The 21,540-nt window shown below is 68.7% G+C and carries 15 protein-coding genes, 3 tRNA genes and 2 pseudogenes; all 20 read right to left on the reverse strand.

Features of this window, described 5'->3' with window-relative positions; all coding sequences use genetic code 11:
* Window positions 1-433: 433 nt before the first annotated feature.
* The 20 genes and pseudogenes from JM949_RS19335 to JM949_RS19430 all read right to left on the reverse strand — a co-directional run bounded on the left by JM949_RS19335 (window position 434) and on the right by JM949_RS19430 (window position 21,349).
* A complete protein-coding gene (locus JM949_RS19335) occupies window positions 434-802 on the reverse strand; it encodes a hypothetical protein (protein ID WP_203149818.1) in 369 nt (122 codons plus the stop codon).
* 94 nt (window positions 803-896) lie between these two features.
* A pseudogene (locus JM949_RS19340) lies at window positions 897-4,783 on the reverse strand (DNA-directed RNA polymerase subunit beta').
* A 75-nt stretch (window positions 4,784-4,858) separates the two neighbouring features.
* Window positions 4,859-8,289: pseudogene (rpoB, locus tag JM949_RS19345) on the reverse strand (DNA-directed RNA polymerase subunit beta).
* A gap of 565 nt (window positions 8,290-8,854) precedes the next feature.
* Window positions 8,855-9,244 carry a 50S ribosomal protein L7/L12 gene (rplL, locus tag JM949_RS19350; protein WP_203149819.1) on the reverse strand — a complete coding sequence of 130 codons (390 nt, stop codon included), beginning with the start codon at window positions 9,242-9,244 and terminating at the stop codon, window positions 8,855-8,857.
* Window positions 9,245-9,298: 54 nt separating this feature from the next.
* Window positions 9,299-9,844: a 50S ribosomal protein L10 gene (gene rplJ, locus JM949_RS19355; protein WP_203149820.1), complete on the reverse strand. Its 546-nt coding sequence runs from the start codon at window positions 9,842-9,844 to the stop codon at window positions 9,299-9,301.
* Window positions 9,845-10,186: 342 nt separating this feature from the next.
* A complete protein-coding gene (locus JM949_RS19360; protein WP_203149821.1) occupies window positions 10,187-10,876 on the reverse strand; it encodes a hypothetical protein in 690 nt (229 codons plus the stop codon).
* On the reverse strand, window positions 10,873-11,763 hold the full coding sequence (locus JM949_RS19365; protein WP_203149822.1) for an ATP-binding cassette domain-containing protein: 891 nt from the start codon (window positions 11,761-11,763) through the stop codon (window positions 10,873-10,875). Before JM949_RS19365 ends, JM949_RS19360 begins: the two co-directional genes overlap by 4 nt.
* A 79-nt stretch (window positions 11,764-11,842) precedes the next feature.
* The gene (gene rplA, locus JM949_RS19370) at window positions 11,843-12,559 is read right to left on the reverse strand and encodes a 50S ribosomal protein L1 (RefSeq protein ID WP_203149823.1); all 717 of its coding nucleotides are present in this window, start codon (window positions 12,557-12,559) and stop codon (window positions 11,843-11,845) included.
* 81 nt (window positions 12,560-12,640) lie between these two features.
* On the reverse strand, window positions 12,641-13,072 hold the full coding sequence (rplK, locus tag JM949_RS19375; protein ID WP_203149824.1) for a 50S ribosomal protein L11: 432 nt from the start codon (window positions 13,070-13,072) through the stop codon (window positions 12,641-12,643).
* A 188-nt stretch (window positions 13,073-13,260) separates the two neighbouring features.
* On the reverse strand, window positions 13,261-13,983 hold the full coding sequence (nusG, locus tag JM949_RS19380) for a transcription termination/antitermination protein NusG (RefSeq protein WP_203149825.1): 723 nt from the start codon (window positions 13,981-13,983) through the stop codon (window positions 13,261-13,263).
* Between the two features lie 39 nt (window positions 13,984-14,022).
* A complete protein-coding gene (gene secE, locus JM949_RS19385; RefSeq protein ID WP_203149826.1) occupies window positions 14,023-14,415 on the reverse strand; it encodes a preprotein translocase subunit SecE in 393 nt (130 codons plus the stop codon).
* Between the two features lie 210 nt (window positions 14,416-14,625).
* Window positions 14,626-14,698, reverse strand: a tRNA-Trp gene (locus JM949_RS19390).
* A gap of 129 nt (window positions 14,699-14,827) precedes the next feature.
* Complete coding sequence (locus JM949_RS19395) at window positions 14,828-15,220, reverse strand: MaoC family dehydratase (protein WP_203149827.1); 393 nt, start codon at window positions 15,218-15,220, stop codon at window positions 14,828-14,830.
* A 1-nt stretch (window position 15,221) separates the two neighbouring features.
* Window positions 15,222-15,668 carry a MaoC family dehydratase N-terminal domain-containing protein gene (locus JM949_RS19400; RefSeq protein WP_203149828.1) on the reverse strand — a complete coding sequence of 149 codons (447 nt, stop codon included), beginning with the start codon at window positions 15,666-15,668 and terminating at the stop codon, window positions 15,222-15,224.
* A gap of 125 nt (window positions 15,669-15,793) precedes the next feature.
* Window positions 15,794-15,961, reverse strand: coding sequence for a 50S ribosomal protein L33 (gene rpmG, locus JM949_RS19405; protein ID WP_007073056.1), 168 nt, complete (start codon window positions 15,959-15,961; stop codon window positions 15,794-15,796).
* Window positions 15,962-16,094: 133 nt separating this feature from the next.
* A tRNA-Met gene (locus JM949_RS19410) sits at window positions 16,095-16,167 on the reverse strand.
* A 24-nt stretch (window positions 16,168-16,191) separates the two neighbouring features.
* Window positions 16,192-16,264, reverse strand: a tRNA-Thr gene (locus JM949_RS19415).
* Window positions 16,265-16,357: 93 nt separating this feature from the next.
* On the reverse strand, window positions 16,358-18,883 hold the full coding sequence (locus JM949_RS19420) for a putative bifunctional diguanylate cyclase/phosphodiesterase (protein WP_203149829.1): 2,526 nt from the start codon (window positions 18,881-18,883) through the stop codon (window positions 16,358-16,360).
* Window positions 18,884-19,373: 490 nt separating this feature from the next.
* Entirely contained in the window at window positions 19,374-19,847 is a 474-nt protein-coding gene (locus JM949_RS19425) for a hypothetical protein (RefSeq protein WP_203149830.1), read from the reverse strand.
* Window positions 19,848-20,089: 242 nt separating this feature from the next.
* Complete coding sequence (locus tag JM949_RS19430) at window positions 20,090-21,349, reverse strand: pentapeptide repeat-containing protein (RefSeq protein ID WP_203149831.1); 1,260 nt, start codon at window positions 21,347-21,349, stop codon at window positions 20,090-20,092.
* Window positions 21,350-21,540: the final 191 nt, after the last annotated feature.

Here is a 21,540-nt window from a genome sequence, read left to right on the forward strand (position 1 = left end):
CCAACGGAGGGCCCGACGGCGGCGGACCCCAACCAAGCGGCACCCCTGGCCCGGAGGACGGCGAACCCGGCCTGGGCGTCGGCGCCGCCCCGGAGACCGGGTGCGGCTGACCGGAGCTGGGCGATGGAGACGTGTCCTCACCGGTGTGCGGCGCGGAAGGCGGCGCATCCGAACCCGGCGCATCCGAACCCGGCGGGACCGAACCCGGCGGGACCGCAGCGGGGTGTGGCTCGCTGGCCGGGCCCGGCGGGACCTCGCCGCTCGGCTCGGACGGAGCCGGCTGGTCCGGATCGCCGGCCGGTTCGTCCGCAGGGGGCCGCGCCGGTTCCGTCACGAGGTCCTCCTGTCGCAAGGCCGCCACCGCCAGACGGCGGACACCGGCCAGGCTACCGCTGAGAGCGCCGCCGTCCGCGCCGGGCGCGGCACGGCGGGCTCAGTCCATGTTCGCCGGGTAGTCGTGGCCGAACGGCGCGCCGGCCAACCGGACCACGCCGATGACCACCGCGGCCACCACGCTGACGGCGACCAGCACCAGGCCGACCCACGCCATCCGCTCCCCCCGTCGCAGCCAGACGCCGCCGGTCAGGAAACCCCCGGATGCGTACGCCTCACGGCGCGCCTGCCGGGCCAGTTGCAGTGCCACAGTCGCCGGGACCACTCCGCCGATGAACAACCCGGTCAGCATGCCCAGCAGCCCCAGTGCGAAGACCGCCCGCGCCTTCGTGGCCCGGGCCGGGTCCGGGTCCAGTGGGTGGCGCAGGTCCTGCTGCGCGACGGACACCTGCCCGGGTGCGGTGGTCATCCCCCCATCATGCCGAACTCGGACCTGGGATGGGTGGGTGGAGACGCGACGAGGCCCCCGGCGCGTGCCGGGGGCCTCGTCGTGTCACTGGTGCCTAGCGGTACGACCCGAAGTCGAAGTCGTCCAGCGGCACAGCCTGCCCGCTGGCCGGCCCGAACCCGTAGTCGGTCTCCGGGTACCCGGTCATCGAGTAGACCTTCGCCTTGGCCTCCTCGGTCGGCTCCACCCGGACGTTGCGGTACTTGCTGATGCCGGTACCGGCCGGGATGAGCTTTCCGATGATCACGTTCTCCTTGAGGCCGACCAGCGAGTCGCTGCGCGAGTTGATCGCGGCGTCGGTCAGCACCCGGGTGGTCTCCTGGAAGGAGGCCGCCGAGAGCCAGGAGTCGGTGGCCAGCGAGGCCTTGGTGATACCCATCAGCACCGGACGACCGGCGGCGGGCTCGCCGCCCTCCGAGACGAGTCGGCGGTTCTCCGACTCGAACAGCGCCCGGTCGACGAGCACACCCGGCAGGAACTCGGTCGAGCCGGAGTCGATGACCGTCACCCGCTTGAGCATCTGGCGGATGATGATCTCGATGTGCTTGTCGTGGATGAGCACACCCTGCGAGCGGTAGACCTCCTGGACCTCACTGGTCAGGTGGACCTGGACCGCCCGCGGACCCATGATCCGCAGCAGCTCGTGCGGGTCGATGGTGCCCTCGGTCAGCTTCTCGCCGACCGCGACGTGGCCGCCGTCGTGGGTCCGGAGCTTGACCCGCTTCGAGATCTTGTCGTAGACGATCTCTTCGCTGCCGTCGTCCGGCACCACGATGATCTTGCGCGAGCGCTCGCCGTCCTCGATCCGGATCCGACCGGGGGTGTCGGCGATGGGCGCCTTACCCTTCGGGACCCGAGCCTCGAAGATTTCCTGCACACGCGGCAGACCCTGGGTGATGTCCTCACCCGCGACACCACCGGTGTGGAAGGTACGCATCGTCAGCTGCGTACCCGGCTCACCGATGGACTGGGCGGCGATGATGCCGACCGCCTCGCCGATGTCGACCGACTTACCGGTCGGCAGCGACCGGCCGTAGCAGGCCGCGCAGACGCCCAGCTTCGACTCGCAGGTGAGCACGCTGCGCACCCGGACCGTCTCCACCCCGGCGGCGACGATCTTGTCGACCCCGATGGAGTTGATGTCCTGGCCGCGCTCGGCCACCACGGTGCCGTCCGGTCCCTTGATGTCGTCGGCCAGCGTCCGGGCGTGCACGCTGGTCTCGGCGTGGGTGTGGACGACGAGCTTGCCGTCCAGCTTCTCGCCGATCTGCATCGGGATAGCCCGGTCGGTGCCGCAGTCCTCCTCGCGGATGATGACGTCCTGCGACACGTCCACCAGACGACGGGTCAGGTAACCCGAGTCGGCGGTCCGCAGCGCGGTGTCGGCGAGACCCTTACGGGCACCGTGCGTGGAGATGAAGTACTCCAGCACTGACAGACCCTCCCGGTAGCTGGCCTTGATCGGCCGCGGGATGATCTCACCCTTGGGGTTGGCCACCAGACCACGGATCGCCGCGATCTGCCGGAGCTGGAGCAGGTTACCGCGGGCACCCGAGTTGATCATCTTCCACAGCGGGTTCTCCTGCGGCAGCGCGGTGTCCATCTCCTTGGCGACCTCGTTGGTCGCCTTGGTCCAGATCTCGATGAGCTCGCCGCGACGCTCCTCGGCGGTCATCAGACCACGCTGGTACTGCTTGTCGATCCGGTCGGCTTCCTTCTCGTACTTCGCCAGGATCTCCGCCTTGCGCGGCGGTGCGATGACGTCCTCCATACCGATCGTCACGCCGGACCAGGTGGCCCAGTGGAAGCCGGCCTCCTTGAGCCCGTCCAGGGTGGCCGCCAGGGCCACCTTGGGGAAGCGCTCGGCGAGGTCGTTGACGATCGCGGAGAGCTGACCCTTGCGGATCTCGTAGTTCACGAAGCGGTAGCCCTGCGGCAGCGTCTCGTTGAACAGCACCCGACCCAGGGTGGTCTCCACGGTCAGCGGCTCACCCTCGACCCAGCCCTCCGGGGCGGTCCACGGCTCGGCGCCAGCGCCGTTGTCGACACCGACCACGTCCCGCAAACGGATCTTCACCGGTGCCTGGAGGTGCAGCTCGCCGTTGTCGAAGGCCATCCGCGCCTCGGCGTCCGAGCTGAACGCCCGGCCCTCGCCCTTCTCACCGGCGGTGAGGTGGGTGAGGTGGTAGAGACCGATGACCATGTCCTGGGTGGGCATGGTGACCGGCTTGCCGTCGGCCGGCTTGAGGATGTTGTTCGACGACAGCATCAGGATCCGCGCCTCGGCCTGGGCCTCGGCGGACAGCGGCACGTGCACCGCCATCTGGTCACCGTCGAAGTCGGCGTTGAACGCGGTGCAGACCAGCGGGTGGATCTGGATCGCCTTGCCCTCGACCAGCTGCGGCTCGAAGGCCTGGATGCCCAGGCGGTGCAGGGTCGGCGCCCGGTTGAGCAGCACCGGGTGCTCGCCGATGACCTCTTCCAGCACGTCCCACACGACCGGGCGCTGACGCTCGACCATCCGCTTGGCGGACTTGATGTTCTGCGCGTGGTTGAGGTCCACCAGCCGCTTCATCACGAACGGCTTGAACAGCTCCAGCGCCATCTGCTTGGGCAGACCGCACTGGTGCAGCTTGAGCTTCGGGCCGACCACGATGACCGAACGGCCCGAGTAGTCGACGCGCTTGCCCAGCAGGTTCTGGCGGAACCGGCCCTGCTTGCCCTTGAGCATGTCGGAGAGCGACTTGAGCGGGCGGTTACCCGGGCCGGTGACCGGCCGGCCGCGACGGCCGTTGTCGAACAGCGCGTCGACGGCCTCCTGGAGCATCCGCTTCTCGTTGTTGACGATGATCTCGGGCGCGCCGAGGTCGATCAGCCGCTTGAGGCGGTTGTTCCGGTTGATCACGCGGCGGTACAGGTCGTTCAGGTCCGAGGTCGCGAAGCGGCCACCGTCGAGCTGCACCATCGGGCGCAGGTCCGGCGGGATGACCGGGACGCAGTCCAGCACCATGCCGAGCGGCGAGTTGCGGGTGTTCAGGAACGCCGCGACGACCTTGAGCCGCTTGAGCGCCCGGATCTTCCGCTGGCCCTTGCCGGACCGGATGGTCTCCCGCAGGCTCTCGGCCTCGGCGTCGAGGTCCATGTTCTGGACCAGCGCCTTGATCGCCTCCGCGCCCATGGAACCGGTGAAGTACTCACCGAAGCGGTCGCGCAGCTCGCGGTAGAGCAGCTCGTCGGTGACCAGCTGCTTCGGCTCCAGCTTGCGGAAGGTGTCCAGCACCTCGTCCAGGCGGTCGATCTCGCGCTGGGCCCGGTCGCGGATCTGGCGCATCTCGCGCTCTCCGCCCTCCTTGACCTTGCGCCGGACGTCCGCCTTGGCACCCTCGGCCTCCAGCTCGGCCAGGTCGCCTCGAGCTTGGCGGCCCGCTTCTCGATCTCCGAGTCACGGCTGTTCTCGGACTGCCGCTTCTCGGCCAGGATCTCGTTCTCGATCGTCGAGAGGTCACGGTGACGCGACTCCGCGTCCACGCTCGTCACGACGTACGAGGCGAAGTAGATGATCTTTTCGAGGTCCTTGGGGGCGAGGTCCAGCAGGTAACCCAGCCGGCTCGGCACGCCCTTGAAGTACCAGATGTGGGTCACCGGAGCGGCGAGCTCGATGTGCCCCATCCGCTCACGACGGACCTTGGAGCGAGTCACCTCGACGCCGCAGCGCTCACAGATGATGCCCTTGAACCGGACGCGCTTGTACTTACCGCAGTAGCACTCCCAGTCCCGCTGCGGACCGAAGATCTTCTCGCAGAAGAGCCCGTCCTTCTCCGGCTTCAGGGTGCGGTAGTTGATCGTCTCAGGCTTCTTGACCTCGCCGTGCGACCACTGACGGATGTCGTCGGCGGTGGCGAGACCAATGCGCAGCTCGTCGAAGAAGTTGACGTCGAGCACTATGTCCCCTATGTCGTCGTCTGTACTGCTAATTCTCGGGTGGGGTCGCGGCGAGCCGGCCCCCGACCGCTCACCTCAGACCTCTTCGACCGAGCTCGGCTCGCGCCGGGACAGGTCGATGCCCAGCTCCTCGGCGGCCCGGAACACCTCGTCGTCGGTCTCGCGCATTTCCAGGGCCACACCGTCGCTGGAGAGCACCTCAACGTTGAGGCACAGCGACTGCAGCTCCTTGAGCAGCACCTTGAACGACTCCGGGATGCCCGGCTCCGGGATGTTCTCGCCCTTGACGATGGCCTCGTAGACCTTCACCCGGCCGAGCACGTCGTCGGACTTGATCGTGAGCAGCTCCTGCAGGGCGTAGGCAGCGCCGTACGCCTGCATCGCCCAGCACTCCATCTCACCGAAGCGCTGACCACCGAACTGCGCCTTACCACCCAGCGGCTGCTGCGTGATCATCGAGTACGGGCCGTCGAACGAGCGTGGATCTTGTCGTCGACCAGGTGGTTGAGCTTCAGGATGTAGACGTAGCCGACCGCGATCGGGTCCGGCAGCGGCTCGCCGGAACGACCGTCGAACAGCTGCGCCTTGCCGGTACGCCCGATCAGCTGCTTGCCGTCCCGGTTGGGCAGGGTCGACTCGAGCAGACCGGAGATCTCCTCCTCGCGGGCACCGTCGAAGACCGGGGTGGCCACGTTGGTGTCACCCTCGGACTCGTGCGCGTCGATCGAGCGGAGCTGGCGCTTCCAGTCGGCGTCGTCACCCTCGACCTTCCACCCGGTCTTGGCGACCCAACCGAGGTGGGTCTCCAGAACCTGGCCGATGTTCATCCGGCTCGGCACGCCGAGCGGGTTGAGCACGATGTCGACCGGGGTGCCGTCCTCCAGGAACGGCATGTCCTCGATCGGCAGGATCTTCGAGATGACGCCCTTGTTGCCGTGCCGGCCGGCGAGCTTGTCGCCGTCCTGGATCTTGCGCTTCTGGGCGACGTAGACCCGGACCAGCTCGTTGACGCCCGGCGGCAACTCGTCGCCGTCCTCGCGGGAGAACGTGCGCACACCGATGACCGTGCCGGTCTCGCCGTGCGGCACCTTCAGCGAGGTGTCCCGAACCTCACGCGCCTTCTCACCGAAGATCGCGCGGAGCAGTCGCTCCTCCGGGGTCAGCTCGGTCTCACCCTTGGGCGTGACCTTGCCGACCAGGATGTCGCCGGGGACGACCTCGGCGCCGATCCGGATGATGCCGCGCTCGTCGAGGTCAGCGAGCATTTCCTCGCTGACGTTCGGGATGTCGCGGGTGATCTCCTCCGGGCCGAGCTTGGTGTCCCGGGCGTCGACCTCGTGCTCCTCGATGTGGATCGAGGTGAGCACGTCCTGCTGCACGAGGCGCTGCGACAGGATGATCGCGTCCTCGTAGTTGTGGCCCTCCCAGCACATGAACGCCACCAGCAGGTTGCGTCCGAGCGCCATCTCGCCCTCGTCGGTGCACGGACCGTCGGCGATGACCTGCCCGGCCTCGACGCGGTCGCCCTCGAAGACCACCGGCTTCTGGTTGACGCAGGAGCCGGCGTTGGAGCGGCGGAACTTGTGCAGCAGGTACGTCCGGCGGTGGCCGTCATCCTGGTGGATGGTGACGTAGTCGGCGCAGAGATCCTCGATCACACCGCCGACCTCGGCGACCACCACGTCGCCAGCGTCGACAGCGGCCCGGTACTCCATGCCCGTACCCACGAGCGGCGCCTCGGCCTTGACCAGCGGCACCGCCTGGCGCTGCATGTTCGCGCCCATCAGTGCCCGGTTGGCGTCGTCGTGCTCGAGGAACGGGATCATGGCGGTCGCGACCGAGGTCATCTGCCGGGGCGAGACGTCCATGTAGTCGACGGCGCCGGGGACGACGTCCTCGGTCTCGCCGCCCTTACGACGGCAGAGCACCCGCTCCTCGGCGAACGTGCCGTCCGCCTTGAGCCGCGCGTTGGCCTGGGCCTTGACGAACCGGTCCTCCTCGTCCGCGGTCAGGTAGTCGATCTGGTCGGTGACCCGACCGTCGACGACCTTCCGGTACGGCGTCTCGATGAAGCCGAACGGGTTGACCCGGGCGAAGGTGGACAGCGCGCCGATCAGGCCGATGTTCGGGCCTTCCGGCGTCTCGATCGGGCACATCCGGCCGTAGTGGGACGGGTGCACGTCGCGGACCTCGAAGCCGGCCCGCTCCCGGGACAGACCACCCGGGCCGAGCGCGCTCAGCCGACGCCGGTGGGTCAGGCCCGCCAGCGGGTTGGTCTGGTCCATGAACTGGGACAGCTGCGACGTACCGAAGAACTCCTTGATCGCCGCCACCACCGGGCGGATGTTGATCAGGGTCTGCGGGGTGATCGCCTCGACGTCCTGCGTGGTCATCCGCTCGCGGACGACCCGCTCCATCCGGGAGAGGCCGACCCGAACCTGGTTCTGGATCAGCTCACCCACGGTACGCAGGCGACGGTTGCCGAAGTGGTCGATGTCGTCGGCCTCGTAGCCCTCCTCACCGGCGTGCAGCCGGCAGAGGTACTCCACGGTGGCGACGATGTCGTCCTCGGTCAACGTGCCGGTGGTGATCGGCACGTCGACTTCGAGCTTCTTGTTGAACTTGTAGCGCCCGACCTTGGCGACGTCGTACCTCTTCGGGTTGAAGAAGAGGTTGTCGAGCAGGGTCTGGGCGTTCTCGCGGGTCGGCGGCTCGCCAGGGCGCAGCTTGCGGTAGATGTCTAGCAGCGCCTCGTCGGCACCGGCGATGTGGTCCTTCTCGAGCGTGGTCATCATCAGCTCGGACCAGCCGAACCGCTCACGGATCCGCTCGGCCGACCATCCGATGGCCTTGAGCAGGACGGTGACGGCCTGCCGACGCTTACGGTCGATGCGTACGCCGACCGTGTCGCGCTTGTCGATGTCGAACTCCAGCCAGGCACCCCGACTCGGGATGACCTTGACGCTGGAGAGGTCGCGGTCGGAGGTCTTGTCCGGCTGCTTGTCGAAGTACACGCCCGGAGACCGGACGAGCTGGCTGACCACGACACGCTCGGTGCCGTTGATGACGAAGGTGCCCTTGGGCGTCATCATCGGGAAGTCACCCATGAACACCGTCTGGCTCTTGATCTCGCCAGTGGTGTTGTTGGTGAACTCCGCGGTCACGAAGAGCGGAGCGCAGTAGGTCAGGTCCTTCTCCTTGCACTCCTCGATCGAGGCCTTGACCTCGTCGAAGCGCGGCGCTGAGAAGGAGAGCGACATGGTGCCGGAGAAGTCCTCAATGGGACTGATCTCTTCAAGGATCTCCGCGAGACCCGATCGTGCGTGCGGGTCGTCCGCCGACCGGCCCTGCCAAGCCTCGTTGCCGACGAGCCAGTCGAAGGACTCGTTCTGGATGGCAAGGAGGTTGGGGACCTCGAGGTGTTCGGTGATCCTGCCGAATGAAACTCGGCGGGGAGCGAATGCGCTCGACGTACGACTGGTCTTCGCAGGGCGGGAAGCTGCCAAGATGCGTCCTTCCGAGGACCGGTGCTGCAGAACGGCTGGTACGCGTGCACTCCAATGACCCCACCAGAATTATCCGTAAACGGACATTTCCGAGCAGGGGTCAAGTCGGAAGGCAGCGCAAACTAGCAGTGTAGCCGAGAGGCTAACCGCTGTCCAGCCCACCCCGCGGGTTGTTTGCGGAACGCGCCTTCGGCCCGTTAACCGGGTCTGCCGGGCCGCTCAGAACGCAACTCCCCACCGGGCCGCTCGGGTGACCGCGACCAATGGTGCCGTCGCTGTCATACCCACGTCGTGGCCGTCGCAAGCGCGGTGTCTTGCTGGTGCCAGCGTGCCTGGCAGCCCCGGGCCGCGTCAAGGGCCGGTATCCGGGTCGGCTCGTCTTTCCCACCGGAGAGCGACCCACCACCCCCGCTCCGGTGACCGAGGTCGCTGGTCCGAGCCCAGGTCAGGGGGGTTCGGACTCAGCTCCACCAATACGGCGGCGTGATCCGTGTCGGATCACCGCCCGCCGCCACGCGATGGTGTCCCAGCTCACTGGCCGGGTACGCGCCTGTGGAACGTCAGGTCACTTGAGGGTGACCTTGGCGCCCTCACCCTCGAGCTTGGCCTTCGCCTTCTCGGCGGTCTCCTTGTTGACCTTCTCCAGGATGGCCTTCGGCGCGGACTCGACCGCGTCCTTGGCCTCCTTGAGGCCCAGGCCGGTCAGCTCACGCACGACCTTGATGACCTGGATCTTCTTGCCACCGTCAGCCTCGAGGATGACGTCGAACTCGTCCTGCTCCTCCTCGGCCGGGGCGGCAGCGCCACCGGTGCCGCCACCAGCAGCGGCAACCGCGACCGGAGCGGCGGCGGTGACCTCGAAGGTGGTCTCGAACTGCTTCACGAACTCAGAGAGCTCGATCAGCGTCATCTCCTTGAACGCGTCGAGCAGCTCGTCGGTGCTGAGCTTCGCCATGTCTGGCGTCCTTTCCTGTTTCTGTTAAGTAAGACGTGGTGCGCCGTGGGGGCCTCAGGCCGCCTCGGCGCCCTCCTTCTCGCGCTTGTCCTGCAGTGCGGCCGCCAGACGGGCGGTCTTCGACAGCGGGGCCTGGAACAGGGCCGCGGCCTTGCTCAGGTTGCCCTTCATCGCGCCGGCCAGCTTGGCCAGCAGCACCTCGCGGGACTCCAGGTCGGCAAGCTTCGTGACCTCGGCCGCGGTGATGGCCTTGCCCTCGAAGACACCGCCCTTGATGACGAGCTTCGGGTTGGCCTTCGCGAAGTCGCGAAGCCCCTTCGCCGCCTCGACGACGTCGCCCGAAACGAAAGTCAGCGCGGTAGGACCGGTGAACAGCTCGTCGAGGCCGGTGATGCCCGCGTCCGTCGCAGCACGCTTGGCCAGCGTGTTCTTCGCGACCATGTAGCTGGTATCGGCGCCGAGCGTGCGCCGAAGCTGGGTGAGCTGGGAAACCGTCAGACCGCGGTACTCGGTCAGCACGGTGGCGCCCGAGCTGCGGAAGCTCTCGGTCAGCTCAGCGACGGCCGTGGCCTTGTCGGCCCGGATCGGCTTGTCCGCCATGTCCCTCCTCTCTCGTTACTCGAGGCTGGTCCCCGTCTCGGCCGAAGCCGGAACGGGGGCGGAGGCAGGGCGACAACGAAAAAGCCCCGGCGCAGGGCGCACGGGGCGAGGGCCGGCGGATCGTCATGGTCGGCGGACCACGCTCACTGCCGAGTTACGCTTGCCGCCCTACGCGGGTCGCCCGTTGTCGCGGGACCTTCGACCGTGCCGAAGCACGGTGACCAGCGGTCTCTGGGTGGTTCCTCATCCATGAGAACACGGATGACGGTGTGAAGAGTACGCGCCCACGTCACCAGCGCCAAATCGCCCCGGGTGAGCCAGGTCACCGGCGCCGACGCCGAATCAGCCCTGGGCTCGCCGCCGCCACAGGTAGCCACCGAACACGGCGGCGCTCCAGGCCAGCGCCCACCCGCTCAACCCCAGCACTGTGAGCGCGGCGGCGTCGCCCGCGGTGGTGCGCGCGGTGGCCATGAGCGGCGGTGCCAGCCAGGGCGCCACCGAGCCGGTCAGGCCGAGCACCACCGCGCCGACCCCGCCGAGGGCCAGCACCGCCACGCCGTACCCCGCGCCGCCCGCCGACGCCCGGCTGGCCAGCGCGCCCAGAGCAACCGCGGCGGGTACGACCAACAGGTGCGCCCAGAGCCCCAGCGCGAGCCCGACCGGAATCGACCGGTCCCCCGGGTCGACCGGGCCGGACACCCCGCCCACCGGCCACGGAAAGAGCAACGCGACAGCGACGGTCACCAGCGCCGCCAGGCCGGCGGCGAGCAGCCCGGCGAACCGCTCCCGGGCCACCCCTACCGTCACCTGCGCCAGCCGACGCTGCACGTCCGGCTCGACATCCAACAAGATCTTGGTCTGCCAGGCGAGCACCGGAAAGAGCACCACTGCGGAGACGCCGTACGCCTCCGCCGGCTGGGCCCGGCCACCGCCGTAGAGGATGCCGAGCGTGACCAGGCCGGCGAGCAACGGCGCCACCGCTCGCCCGGTCCGCAGGAAGCCGGCCAGTCGGATCCGGACCAGGGCGCTCACCGGGCCTCCCCCGCTGCCGGCGCGACCACCGCGTCGGTGGCCGCCGGCTGCTCCGCTGTCGGTTCCCCGGCCGTCTCCAGCGGCGGCTCGGCGGGTCGGGCGGCACCAGCCGACCGGGGCGGCTCGGCCGGTCGCGCCTGTGGTGCGGCGTTCGCGGCGTCGGATCGTACCCGCAGCACCTGGTGGCCCTCGGCGCGTAGCCGGGCGACGGTGCCGGCGACCCGCGCGGCCGGGACCGCGACCTCGATCACCGCGATCGTCTCGTCCGCCGCCGACGCCTCCTCGCTGAGCGCACCGTCGGCCACCAGCCACCGGCGCGCGGCCGGCAGCCGGACCGTCTCCCCCCGGTGGTCGCTGACCAGGACGGCTCCCTCGGCGGCGAGCACCTCGTCGATCAGTTCGGGCACCAACTCGCGGGTGGCGGCGTCCAGGCCCTCCCACGGCTCGTCGAGCACCAGCAGGCCCGGCGGGCGCAGCATCGCCTGGGCGAGGCCCACCTTCTGCGCGGTGCCCTTGGACAGCTCCGGCAGCCGGACCGACCGGAAGGCGGACAGCCCGAGCCGGTCGGTCCAGGAGTGGACCGCCTCGTCGGCCGCCGCCCGACCCAGCCCTGCCACCCGGGCCATCCCGGTCAGATAGCGAGCCACGGTGAACGGTTGGTCGGCGGGGAACCGCTCGGGCACCCAGCCCACCCGTGCCGGGCGGTCGGTGACCCGGCCCCGGCCGGGCCGGAGCACCCCGGCGGCCACCTGCAACAGGGTGGACTTGCCCACCCCGTTGCGGCCGAGCACGATCGCCACCTCGCCCGGCGAGATCCGCGCGTCGATGCCCCGCAACACCCACGGCCCTCGCCGGTGGTATCGCAACCAGACGTTCTCCAGTCGCATGGGGTCGAGCCTGCCACACCGGAGACGCGCAGGGGCGCGCCACAGTCGTGGCGGCGCCCCTGCGGAGCGAACTGTCGGCTCAGGCCTCGGCCGAGTCCTCGGTGAGGTTCTTCACCAGGTTCGGGTCGACCGGGACGCCCGGGCCCATCGTGGTGGTCAGGATGACCTTGCGGAGGTACTTGCCCTTGGCCGCGGACGGCTTGGCACGCAGCACCTCGTCGAGCACCGCGGCGTAGTTGTCCACCAGCTGGCTCTCCGTGAAGGAGGCCTTGCCGATGATCAGGTGCAGGTTGGAGTGCTTGTCCACCCGGAAGGTGATCTTGCCGCCCTTGATGTCCTGCACCGCCTTGGTGACGTCCATGGTCACCGTGCCGGTCTTCGGGTTCGGCATGAGACCGCGCGGGCCCAGGATCCGCGCGATCCGGCCGATCTTGGCCATCTGGTCCGGCGTGGCGATCGCCGCGTCGAAGTCGAGCCAACCACCCTGGATCCGGGCGACCAACTCGTCGGTGCCCACCTCGTCCGCACCCGCCGCGGCGGCCTCTTCGGCCTTCGCGCCGCCGGCGAACACGATCACGCGGGCGGTCTTACCGGTGCCGTGCGGCAGGTTGACCGTGCCGCGGACCATCTGGTCCGCCTTGCGGGGGTCGACGCCGAGGCGCATGGCGACCTCGACCGTGGCGTCGAACTTGACGTTGGTGGTCTCCTTGGCCAGCTTCACGGCCTCGGCGGGGGTGTAGAGCTTGGACCGGTCGATGACATCGGCGGCCTTGCGGTAGCTCTTGCTGCGCTGCATTGCTAATTACTCCTGTGGTCTCTGGCGGGCCGCTCGGCGCGGGCCCTCCCACTGTCGGATCGGACGGGCTGAGGGCCGACGTCAGTCGTTGACGGTGATGCCCATCGACCGGGCGGTGCCGGCGATGATCTTCTCGGCCTGCTCGATGTTGTTGGCGTTGAGGTCGGCCATCTTCTTCTCGGCGATCTCACGCAGCTGGGCGCGGCTGACCGAGCCGACCTTCTCGGACTGCGGAACACCCGAACCCTTCTGCACACCGGCGGCCTTGATCAGCAGCCGGGCGGCGGGCGGGGTCTTCAGCACGAACGTGAAGGACCGGTCCTCGTAGACGCTGATCTCGGCGGGGACGATGTCGCCCCGCTGGGACTCGGTCTGCGAGTTGTAGGACTTGCAGAACTCCATGATGTTCACGCCGTGCTGGCCGAGCGCGGGGCCGACCGGCGGGGCCGGCGTGGCCTGGCCCGCCGGCAGCTGAAGCGTGAACGTCTTGACGAGCTTCTTCTTCGGAGGCATGTCACTTCCTGGGGCTTGGAGCGGGGAAAATGCGGCTGTCGCCGCCCTCGCGGGCGCGCACGGTCAGCACGGTGCGGCGGCGGCGACATTCAAGAGTAGCGCAGGCCGCAGCCCACCCGTCCGCCGAGGTCGAGCGGGAGCGCGTACGCCGACGTCGGCGGCGGGCCGGGCCCGCCGCCGACGACCAATCAGATCTTGGCGACCTGGTTGAAGTTGAGCTCCACCGGCGTCTCGCGACCGAAGATCGACACCAGCACCTTGAGCTTCTGCTGGTCGGCGTTGATCTCGCTGATCGTGGCCGGCAGCGACGCGAACGCACCGTCGGTGACGGTGACCGAGTCACCCACCTCGAAGTCGAGAACCTTGATCTCCGGCTTCGCCTTCTTCTGCTCGGTCTCGACGGCCGGCGCCAGCCACTTCAGCACCTCGTCGAGGGAGAGCGGGGCCGGCCGGTCCGCCCGGTCGGTCGCGCCGACGAAGCCGGTCACACCCGGGGTGTTACGGACACACGAGTACGACTCGGCGGTCAGCTCCATCCGGACCAGGATGTAGCCCGGGAAGACCTTGGCCTGGACCTGGGAACGCTTACCGTTCTTGACCTCGACCTCTTCCCGGGTCGGCACCTCGACCTGGTAGATGAAGTCCTCCATGTCGAGGCTCGTGATCCGGGTCTCGAGGTTGGTCTTGACCTTGTTCTCGTAGCCGGCGTAAGAGTGCACCACGTACCAGTCACCCGGCGCGTAGCGCAGCTTCTGCCTCAGCTCCGCGACGGGGTCGTAGTCCTCTTCCGGTGCGGGCTCGGTCGTTGGGAACTCCGGCTCGCTGGCGGCCTCAACCGACTCGTCACCAGCCGCCGTCGCGACCGTGGACTGCTCGTCCACCGGTCCGGCGGTCTCGTCGTACTCAGGCACGCTCGCTCACTTCCGTCACTATCGGCTGGAGGCAGCCGGTCAGTCCGAGTTGCCGAAGACAAGCAGTACGACCTTGGCGAAGCCGTAGTCCAGCACGCCCACGATCGTCAGCATGACCGCGACGAACGCCACCACCACGGCGGTGTACGTCAGCAACTCCTTGCGGGTCGGCCAGATGACCTTACGCAGTTCGGCTACGACCTCGCGGAAAAACCGGGCGATGCGGCCGAACACACCCACCCGACCGGTTTCCGTCCGAGTGGTCGGCCGGCTGTCCGCCGACTCCGCACGGGCACGGGACCGGGTGGCGGTGCCGCCCCGGGAGACCGGCTCGTCCGCGCTGGTGGCGTCGTCGTCGGCTACCTCGTCGACGACCTCGTCGTCCAGACGATCGTCGCCGGCGTCCTCGCCGCGCCGCTTGTTGTCGGCCACTTCGCCCTCCGTCGCGGAATCTGGGGTCGCACGCCGGGTGGCGTACGCGGCGCTGGTCACGCCGGCCGGACCCAACCGTCCCGCGACGGGCCGCGGCCGGTGGATCACCGGAGGGCCCGATTGCCTCGGAACCACCCCGCCGATGCCACCACCACGGCCGGACGCGCCAACCTGGCGGCGCGACCCACGGGAACGGTCAGGCCTGAGGCGCAGGGGTGACAGGACTTGAACCTGCAGCCTGCGGTTTTGGAGACCGCTGCTCTGCCAATTGAGCTACACCCCTATGCGGCAACACTCGCCCCACGCGGCCACAGACGACCGAGCAGGGGTCACTTGCCCCATGGCGGACCAGTGTACGGGTACCCGCCCGACTTTCCCAACCGGTCTCTCCGCCACGCGTGGCGGGCTCGGTTCAGCGGGTCGTCCGGATGGTCGCCCGGGCCTGCGACAGCACCTTCTCGCCCCCGCAGGTGGCGGTCACGTCCAACCGGGTCAGGCCATCCTCGGTCACCTCACGGACCCGTGCGGTGACCTCGATCTCGGTCCCCTGGTCGTCGTCCGGGACCACCACCGGGCGGGTGAAACGGACGCCGTAGTCGACCACCGCGTCCGGCGCCCCGGCCCACCCGGTGATCGCCCGGCCGACCAGCGCCATGGTGAACATGCCATGGGCGATCACCCCGGGCAGACCCACGGTGGTGGCGACCCGGTCGCTCCAGTGGATCGGGTTGAAGTCCCCCGAGGCGCCGGCGTACTGGACCAGGTCCGCGCGCGTCACCCGGAACGTCTGTGCTGGCAACTCCATCTCAGGCCTCCCCGCGTACGACGTACTTGGCCCAGACGGCAACGACCGGCTCCCCGCCGACGGTGCTCACGTCGGTCCGGGTGGTCAGGAAGCCGTGCCCGCCCCGGGTGCTGACGTCCTCGATGGTGTTGGTGCAGACCAGCTCGTCGCCCGCGACCACCGGCCGGGTGTACGCGAACCGCTGGTCACCGTGCACCACCCGGCTGTAGTCGACGCCCAGCTCCGGATCCTCGATGATCTGCCGGCTCGCGGCCATCGTGATCACGAACGGAAAGGTCGGCGGGGCCACCACGTCCGGGTGGCCCAGCGCCTGCGCGGCCGCCGGATCGTGGTGGGCCGGATCGGTGGCGCCGATGGCAGTGGCGAACTCACGGATCTTTTCTCGGCCCACCTGGTAGGGGGCCGTCGGCGGATAGGTCCGGCCGGTGAAGGAAGGGTCCAGAGGCATGCCGCGAACCTACACGGAAAGCACAATCGCCGACCTGAGCGGCAGACTGCGGCGAAGCCGCACCAGACCGGTCAGATCGGCGATCGGAAAGCTTTCACAGCGGCCGGCACGAAGCCGGCCACCGGTCAGCGGGTCTCGCGGTGGACCGTGTGCCGACCGTCACGCGGGCAGAACTTCTTCAGCTCGATGCGGTCGGGGTCGTTGCGCCGGTTCTTGCGCGTGATGTAGTTGCGCTCCTTGCACTCCACACACGCCAAAGTGATCTTCGGCCGGACATCGGTAGCCTTCGCCACGGCGGAGTGCCTTCCTCGCTAACGGAAACAACTACGACGCGCCAGCTTAGACGCTGACAGCGCGGACATGCAAAGTGGGCGCCAGCAGCGCCCATTTCTTACGACCACCGGCAACCAGCCCGGAAGACGAGAGTAGCGGTGGCCGGACTTGAACCGGCGACACAGCGATTATGAGCCGCTTGCTCTACCATCTGAGCTACACCGCTGCGATGGGTCCAGCTGAACCCTCGAGCCCCCTTACGGAATCGAACCGTAGACCTTCTCCTTACCATGGAGACGCTCTGCCGACTGAGCTAAGGGGGCCTGCGCGATCTCCCCGTGGGGCGCGCAGGAGTAAGAGTACACGGCCCGGCTCGACAGGTGAAATCGGATCCCCGGTGATCGTTCGCGCCCTGCTCAGGGCACAACACGCAGGCGCGGCAGCTCACCGTTGGCGATCGTTTCCGGCTCGACCTGGGCACCGAACCAGGCGGCCAACCGCTCGTACGGCAGCGGCCGGCTGAACAGGAAGCCCTGCCCGATCTCACAGCCGATGTCCTGGAGAAGCTCCAGTGTCAGCTCACTCTCCACACCCTCGGCGACCACGGCCAGGCCGAACTGCTGGGAGAGGGTCACCACGGCGTTGACGATGGCCAGGTCACCCGGGTCGGTCGCCATGCCCTGCACGAAGGAGCGGTCCACCTTGACCTCGTGCACCGGCAGCCGACGCAGATGCGCCAGGGACGAGTCGCCGGTGCCGAAGTCGTCCACCGACAGCCGGACACCGAGGTCGCGCAGCCGCCGAAGGGTCGGGATGGGCCGATCCGTGCCGTCCAGCACCCCCGATTCGGTGATCTCCAGCGTGAGACGCTGCGCCGGCACCCCGTACTCGGTCAGCAGCTCCTGGACCCGGTCCGGGAAGTGTTGGTCGATGAGCGTCCGGGCGGCGAGGTTGACGGCGATGGGCAGCGGCTGGTTGGCCTCGGCCCAGTCCCGGCTCCGGCGCAGCCCCTCGCGGAGCACCACCTCGGTGAGCCGGCTCAACTGACCGGTGTGCTCGGCCACCGCGACGAAGTCCTCGGGAGCGACGGTGCCGTGCGCCGGGTGCTCCCACCGGGCCAGACACTCGACACCGACCAGGCGGCGGTCCCCCAGCGTGACCTTGGGCTGGAAGTAGACCTCCAGCTCGTCGTGGTCAAGGGCCTGCCGCAGATCGCCGGCGAGACCCAGCCGGCGCATCGACCGGGACTCCAGCGCGGGATTGAACAGCTGCACGCTGCCCGGCACCGACTTGGCCGCGGTGGCGGCCAGGTCGACCCGCAGCAGCAGGGTCGCCGCGTCACTGCCGTGATCCGGGTGTACGGCCACCCCGACGGCGGTGTTCACGTCGAGGGTGAGCGCGTCGAAGACCATCTCGTCGCGGATCTGGTCACGCAGCTGGGCGGCCAGCTCCACCGCCGCCTCGGCGCTCTCCAACCGCAGCGTCACCAGGAACTCGTCGCCACCGGCCCGGCCGACGAGTGCCGACGACGGCGCGCTGGCCCGCAACCGGGTCGCGACCTCGGCGAGGACCTTGTCCCCGGCGGCGTGACCGAGGGACTCGTTGACCTGGCGCAGCCCGTCCACGTCGAAGAGCAGCAACGCCACCACCTCGCCCGGCGCGGCGATCTTGAAGGACTCCTCGAGCGCGCCGGTGATCCGCCGCCGGTTGGGCAGCCGGGTCAGCGCGTCGTGGTAGGCGTCGTGCCGGAGCCGGTCGACCAGCCGGGAATTCTCCAGGGCGACGGCGGCATGCGCCGCCACGGTCTCGAAGATGGGGATGTCGGCCGGGGCGAAGTGACCCACGTCGCTGAGCCGGTTGACGACCTCCAACGTGCCGATCACCGCCTGCCCCGACCGCAGGGGCACCGCGATGACGTCCTTGATTTTGGAGTCGGCGAGCGCGGCGCGCAGCGCCGGGTCACCCCCGAAGGCTCGACCAAGGGCGATCGTCCGACCCGACTCACGGGTCTTCTCCCGAAACACCGACGGGGTACGGGCGACGTCGATCAGACCCCGGTCGTCGAGGCGCGCGGTCAGCAGGACCTCCGGATGCCGGCCCTGCGCCGGGAGCCACAGCGTGGCGTACTCGGCCTGCATCAGGGAGCGGACCCGGCCGAGCAGCGCGTCCGTCAGGTTGCCCTCCTGACCCGCCTCGCTCATCGCCCGGGTCAACTCGTACATGTCGCCCAGCGTGCGGTGCTGCCGGATGAACTGCGAGTAGGAGCGGTAGAGCAGCACACCGGCCACCGCCAGGGCCAGCAGCAGCAGGCTCGACCAGAGCGTCGTCGCCAGCGCGATCAGGATGATCATCCCGACCGCGACGTTCAGTGCGGTGGTCAGCAGGACCTGGATGGCCGTGCTCGTCGTCTCCCGGGTGCCCTGCCAGCCCTGCAGGAGAGTGATCACGCCGACCACGGCGATCAGGCTGATCAGTGAGTTGGCGGCGACCGCGCCGAAGAGCGAACCCCAGGTCGCCGGCCCCACCCCGTCGTGCGGTGGCCGGGCGGCCAGCACCAGCCCGGCAACCGAGAAACCGGCCGCCGCCCGGGCGACGTTGAACCAGAACTTCGGCGGCGCGTAGCCGCGATGCATCTGGGTGAACAACTCGGCCAGGGTGGCGACGACGACCATGAGCAGCGGCGACAGCCAGAACAGGGCGAGCACCAGCGGAATCTCGCTGAGCGTCACCACGACCGCCTGGCGGCGGACGACGAAACTGAGGGTTGGTATGCCGGCAGCGGACATCACCACCAGCAGCACCACAGCGGTCGGCCAGTCGGCCAGGCGGATCGGCACCGACAGTGCCAGGACCAACGACCCCACCAGCGCGATCCCGGCGAGGGGTGCCGTGATCAGCCAGGCGTGCTCGGTCGTACGACGTCGGACAGCCTTAGGTGACACCGCACCACCCTGTCATCGGTCACGCCGTCGCCACACCGGGGTTACCGAGCGACGACTGACTGCGCTCCACTCGGAACCGAAACGCTGTGGCCGGTAGGAGCGCCCCACTCGATGCTCGTGGCCTCGAAGCCACTGCCAAGTTGGGTGCCAAGGAGACCAACGGCCAGCGCGGCGAGGGCGATGGTCGCCAAGCGCAGCCGGCCAAACTTTCGACCAGACATTTGGAGCTCCTGTCGGCAGGGGGCCTGTGAGGGGATGGAGATTCCACGATGGTGCCACAGCGACGTCCGCCTGGAAAGTTTCCCACCCACGATCAGGCCAACCGCGCCCCTGGCTGAGCCGCTCGGCGGAACAGGCACAACGTCCGGCCAGACGATCTGCTGATCAACCCGCGCTCGAATGCTCAAGAAACGACCTAGCAGAGGAAAGCTCGCCTACTAGACGTATCAGCTGAATCGAACTGTGCACCCCTTCGCCCCGGCTACGCACACTACTCGCCGCTACCTCGCCGCAACAGGTCACTGTCGTCTATATCCCGCATGTCGGCGAGAAGCCGCTCCAGCGGACCACCGCGGCCACGCCAGCCATCACGGCCGCCACTGCGGCGCTGGCGCGGTGGCCGCGACAACGACTGTCGGGGCCGGCGTACGGCGGTTCGTTGAGCAGGGCCGAGGTCAGATCTCCGCAGCGGACGGAACGCCGCCAGCTCGGGCGGTAGCCGGTCGAGGTAGAGCGCGCGCACCCCGGCGGTGAGGAGCTCCGGCTCCTCCCAGGCGGCGAAGTGGCCGCCGCCGGAGGCCTCGTTGGAGTACGCCAGGTCGGGGCAGACCGCCTCGGCCCAACCGCGCGGAGCGGTGAAGATCCCGCCGGGAAACGTGGTGGCGCCAACCGGGACCGCGACCGGCGGCGGAGCCTGACCGGCCGCCCGGGCTGCGGCCTGCGTCCGCCGGTCGCCCAGTACCACCCGGCGGCCGAGGCGCCGGTGCCGGGCAGCCAGTACAGCGTGATCTTGTCGACGATCGTGTCGCGGCTGAGCTTGCCGGCGGGTTCGCGTCGACCAGCGCACGGGACATCTTGTAGCTGTCGGTGTCGTGGTCGAGCATCCACGCCGCCAGCCCGATCGGTGAGTCCAGCAGCGAGTAGCCGATCGTCTGCGGCCGGGTGGACTGCTCAACCGCCCACCATCTGCCCCACGCCCACCCGCTCTCACTGTTGGGGCAGGACCAGGCCGTCCGGGGGGTGCCTGAGGAGCCCATCCTCGAATCTCGGGGGGACTTTGAATTTTGCCGTGCGGAAGGACACGTTTCCACCACAGAAAATCACGTGGTTGAAAGACACCCCCGCGCCACCGAACGTCGCCCTGTCGAAGGACACCTTCCCGCCGCGGAACGACGCCCCGTCAAAAGACACGTCCCCACCACTGAACGTCGCTTCGCCGAAGAACACGTCCCCATCATTGAACGCCGTGTTGTCGAAGGACACCCAGCCGCCACTGAACCTCGCCATATAGAGGACCTTCGCGCCACCGAACGTCGCCCTGTCGAAAAACACCTGCCCACCACCGAACCTCGTCCCGCCGAAGAACACCTCCCCGCCACTGAACGACGCATCCTCGAAGGACACGTCCCCACGACTGAACACCGCCCCACCGAAGGACACATCCCCGCCACCGAACCTCGCCCTGTTGAAGAACACCCGCCCGCCGCTGAACGACGCATCCACGAAGGAAACGTCCCCGCCGCTGAACGTCGCCCCGCTGAAGGAGACACTCCCACCGCTGAACGTTGCCCCGCCGAAGGACACGTTCCCACCAGTGAACGTTGCACCGTCGAAGGACACCCGTCCCCCACTGAACCTCACCTTCGAGAGGTCCCCGCCGTCGAAGACCGCGCCGGTGAAGTCGAAGTCGTAGCCGCACCAGGAGGCGGGGTCGTCTTCGGTAAGGCGTAAGTGCCTGCCGACGAGGCGGATAACGGTATGACGCACCTCCCGCTCTTCGCGGGCGGGTCGGGCCGACTCCGCGTCCAGGATCGGCAGCAGGTCGTCGGCCCGCGCCGGCGTTTCGTTCTGAGCATCCGGCGACGGGTTGTAGGGCATGCGGAGATAGGCACAGAGGACGTCTATGCAGGTCTGCCGCCCTTCCCGCCAGTCATCAGCAAGACCGGCCATGGCATAGACGCCGGCCAGCCGTACGGCTGCCTTTTCCGAACCGAGCTGCTCGGATGCCTTGGCGAAGCGTTCGTTGAACAGACGGACACCGTTGCGGTCAGTCTCGATCTTCGCCCTTTCTTCGGCCGCCTCAGCGAGAGCCTTGGCGGCTTCGGCACGCAGATCAGCAGCGTGCGCCAACTGGTGAGCGAATTCCGCCAGCGCGTTCGTATGCTCCGCTACCTGCTGCCGTCGGTAGGCGACCACCAAGGCTGCGACGCCACCGATGCCCGCCACAACGGCGAAGACGAGCTTCAAGAGATCAAACAGGGTGGCCGCTGTGACGCTGGCATCCCGCTCAAGACCAGGCCAATCTGCGTACCAGAGCGCCGCGGCGACCAGGCCCCCAACTAGGTCGTGTTTCGTAGGGCGGCGTTGTTGGGGCGTGGCGGTGGTCGCTAATTGAAGAGGTCTCCGGTAGTTGGTTCAGCGACCAAGCTAGAACTTCA

This window comes from Micromonospora tarensis, from assembly GCF_016803395.1.
Lineage (GTDB): Bacteria > Actinomycetota > Actinomycetes > Mycobacteriales > Micromonosporaceae > Micromonospora > Micromonospora tarensis.

Bases quoted from the DNA above. Each gene is read 5' to 3' on its own strand.
- JM949_RS19335 (WP_203149818.1), bottom strand. From the start codon at position 802: ATGACCACCGCACCCGGGCAGGTGTCCGTCGCGCAGCAGGACCTGCGC.
- rplL (WP_203149819.1), bottom strand. From the start codon at position 9,244: ATGGCGAAGCTCAGCACCGACGAGCTGCTCGACGCGTTCAAGGAGATG.
- rplJ (WP_203149820.1), bottom strand. From the start codon at position 9,844: ATGGCGGACAAGCCGATCCGGGCCGACAAGGCCACGGCCGTCGCTGAG.
- JM949_RS19365 (WP_203149822.1), bottom strand. From the start codon at position 11,763: ATGCGACTGGAGAACGTCTGGTTGCGATACCACCGGCGAGGGCCGTGG.
- rplA (WP_203149823.1), bottom strand. From the start codon at position 12,559: ATGCAGCGCAGCAAGAGCTACCGCAAGGCCGCCGATGTCATCGACCGG.
- rplK (WP_203149824.1), bottom strand. From the start codon at position 13,072: ATGCCTCCGAAGAAGAAGCTCGTCAAGACGTTCACGCTTCAGCTGCCG.
- JM949_RS19395 (WP_203149827.1), bottom strand. From the start codon at position 15,220: ATGGAGTTGCCAGCACAGACGTTCCGGGTGACGCGCGCGGACCTGGTC.
- JM949_RS19400 (WP_203149828.1), bottom strand. From the start codon at position 15,668: ATGCCTCTGGACCCTTCCTTCACCGGCCGGACCTATCCGCCGACGGCC.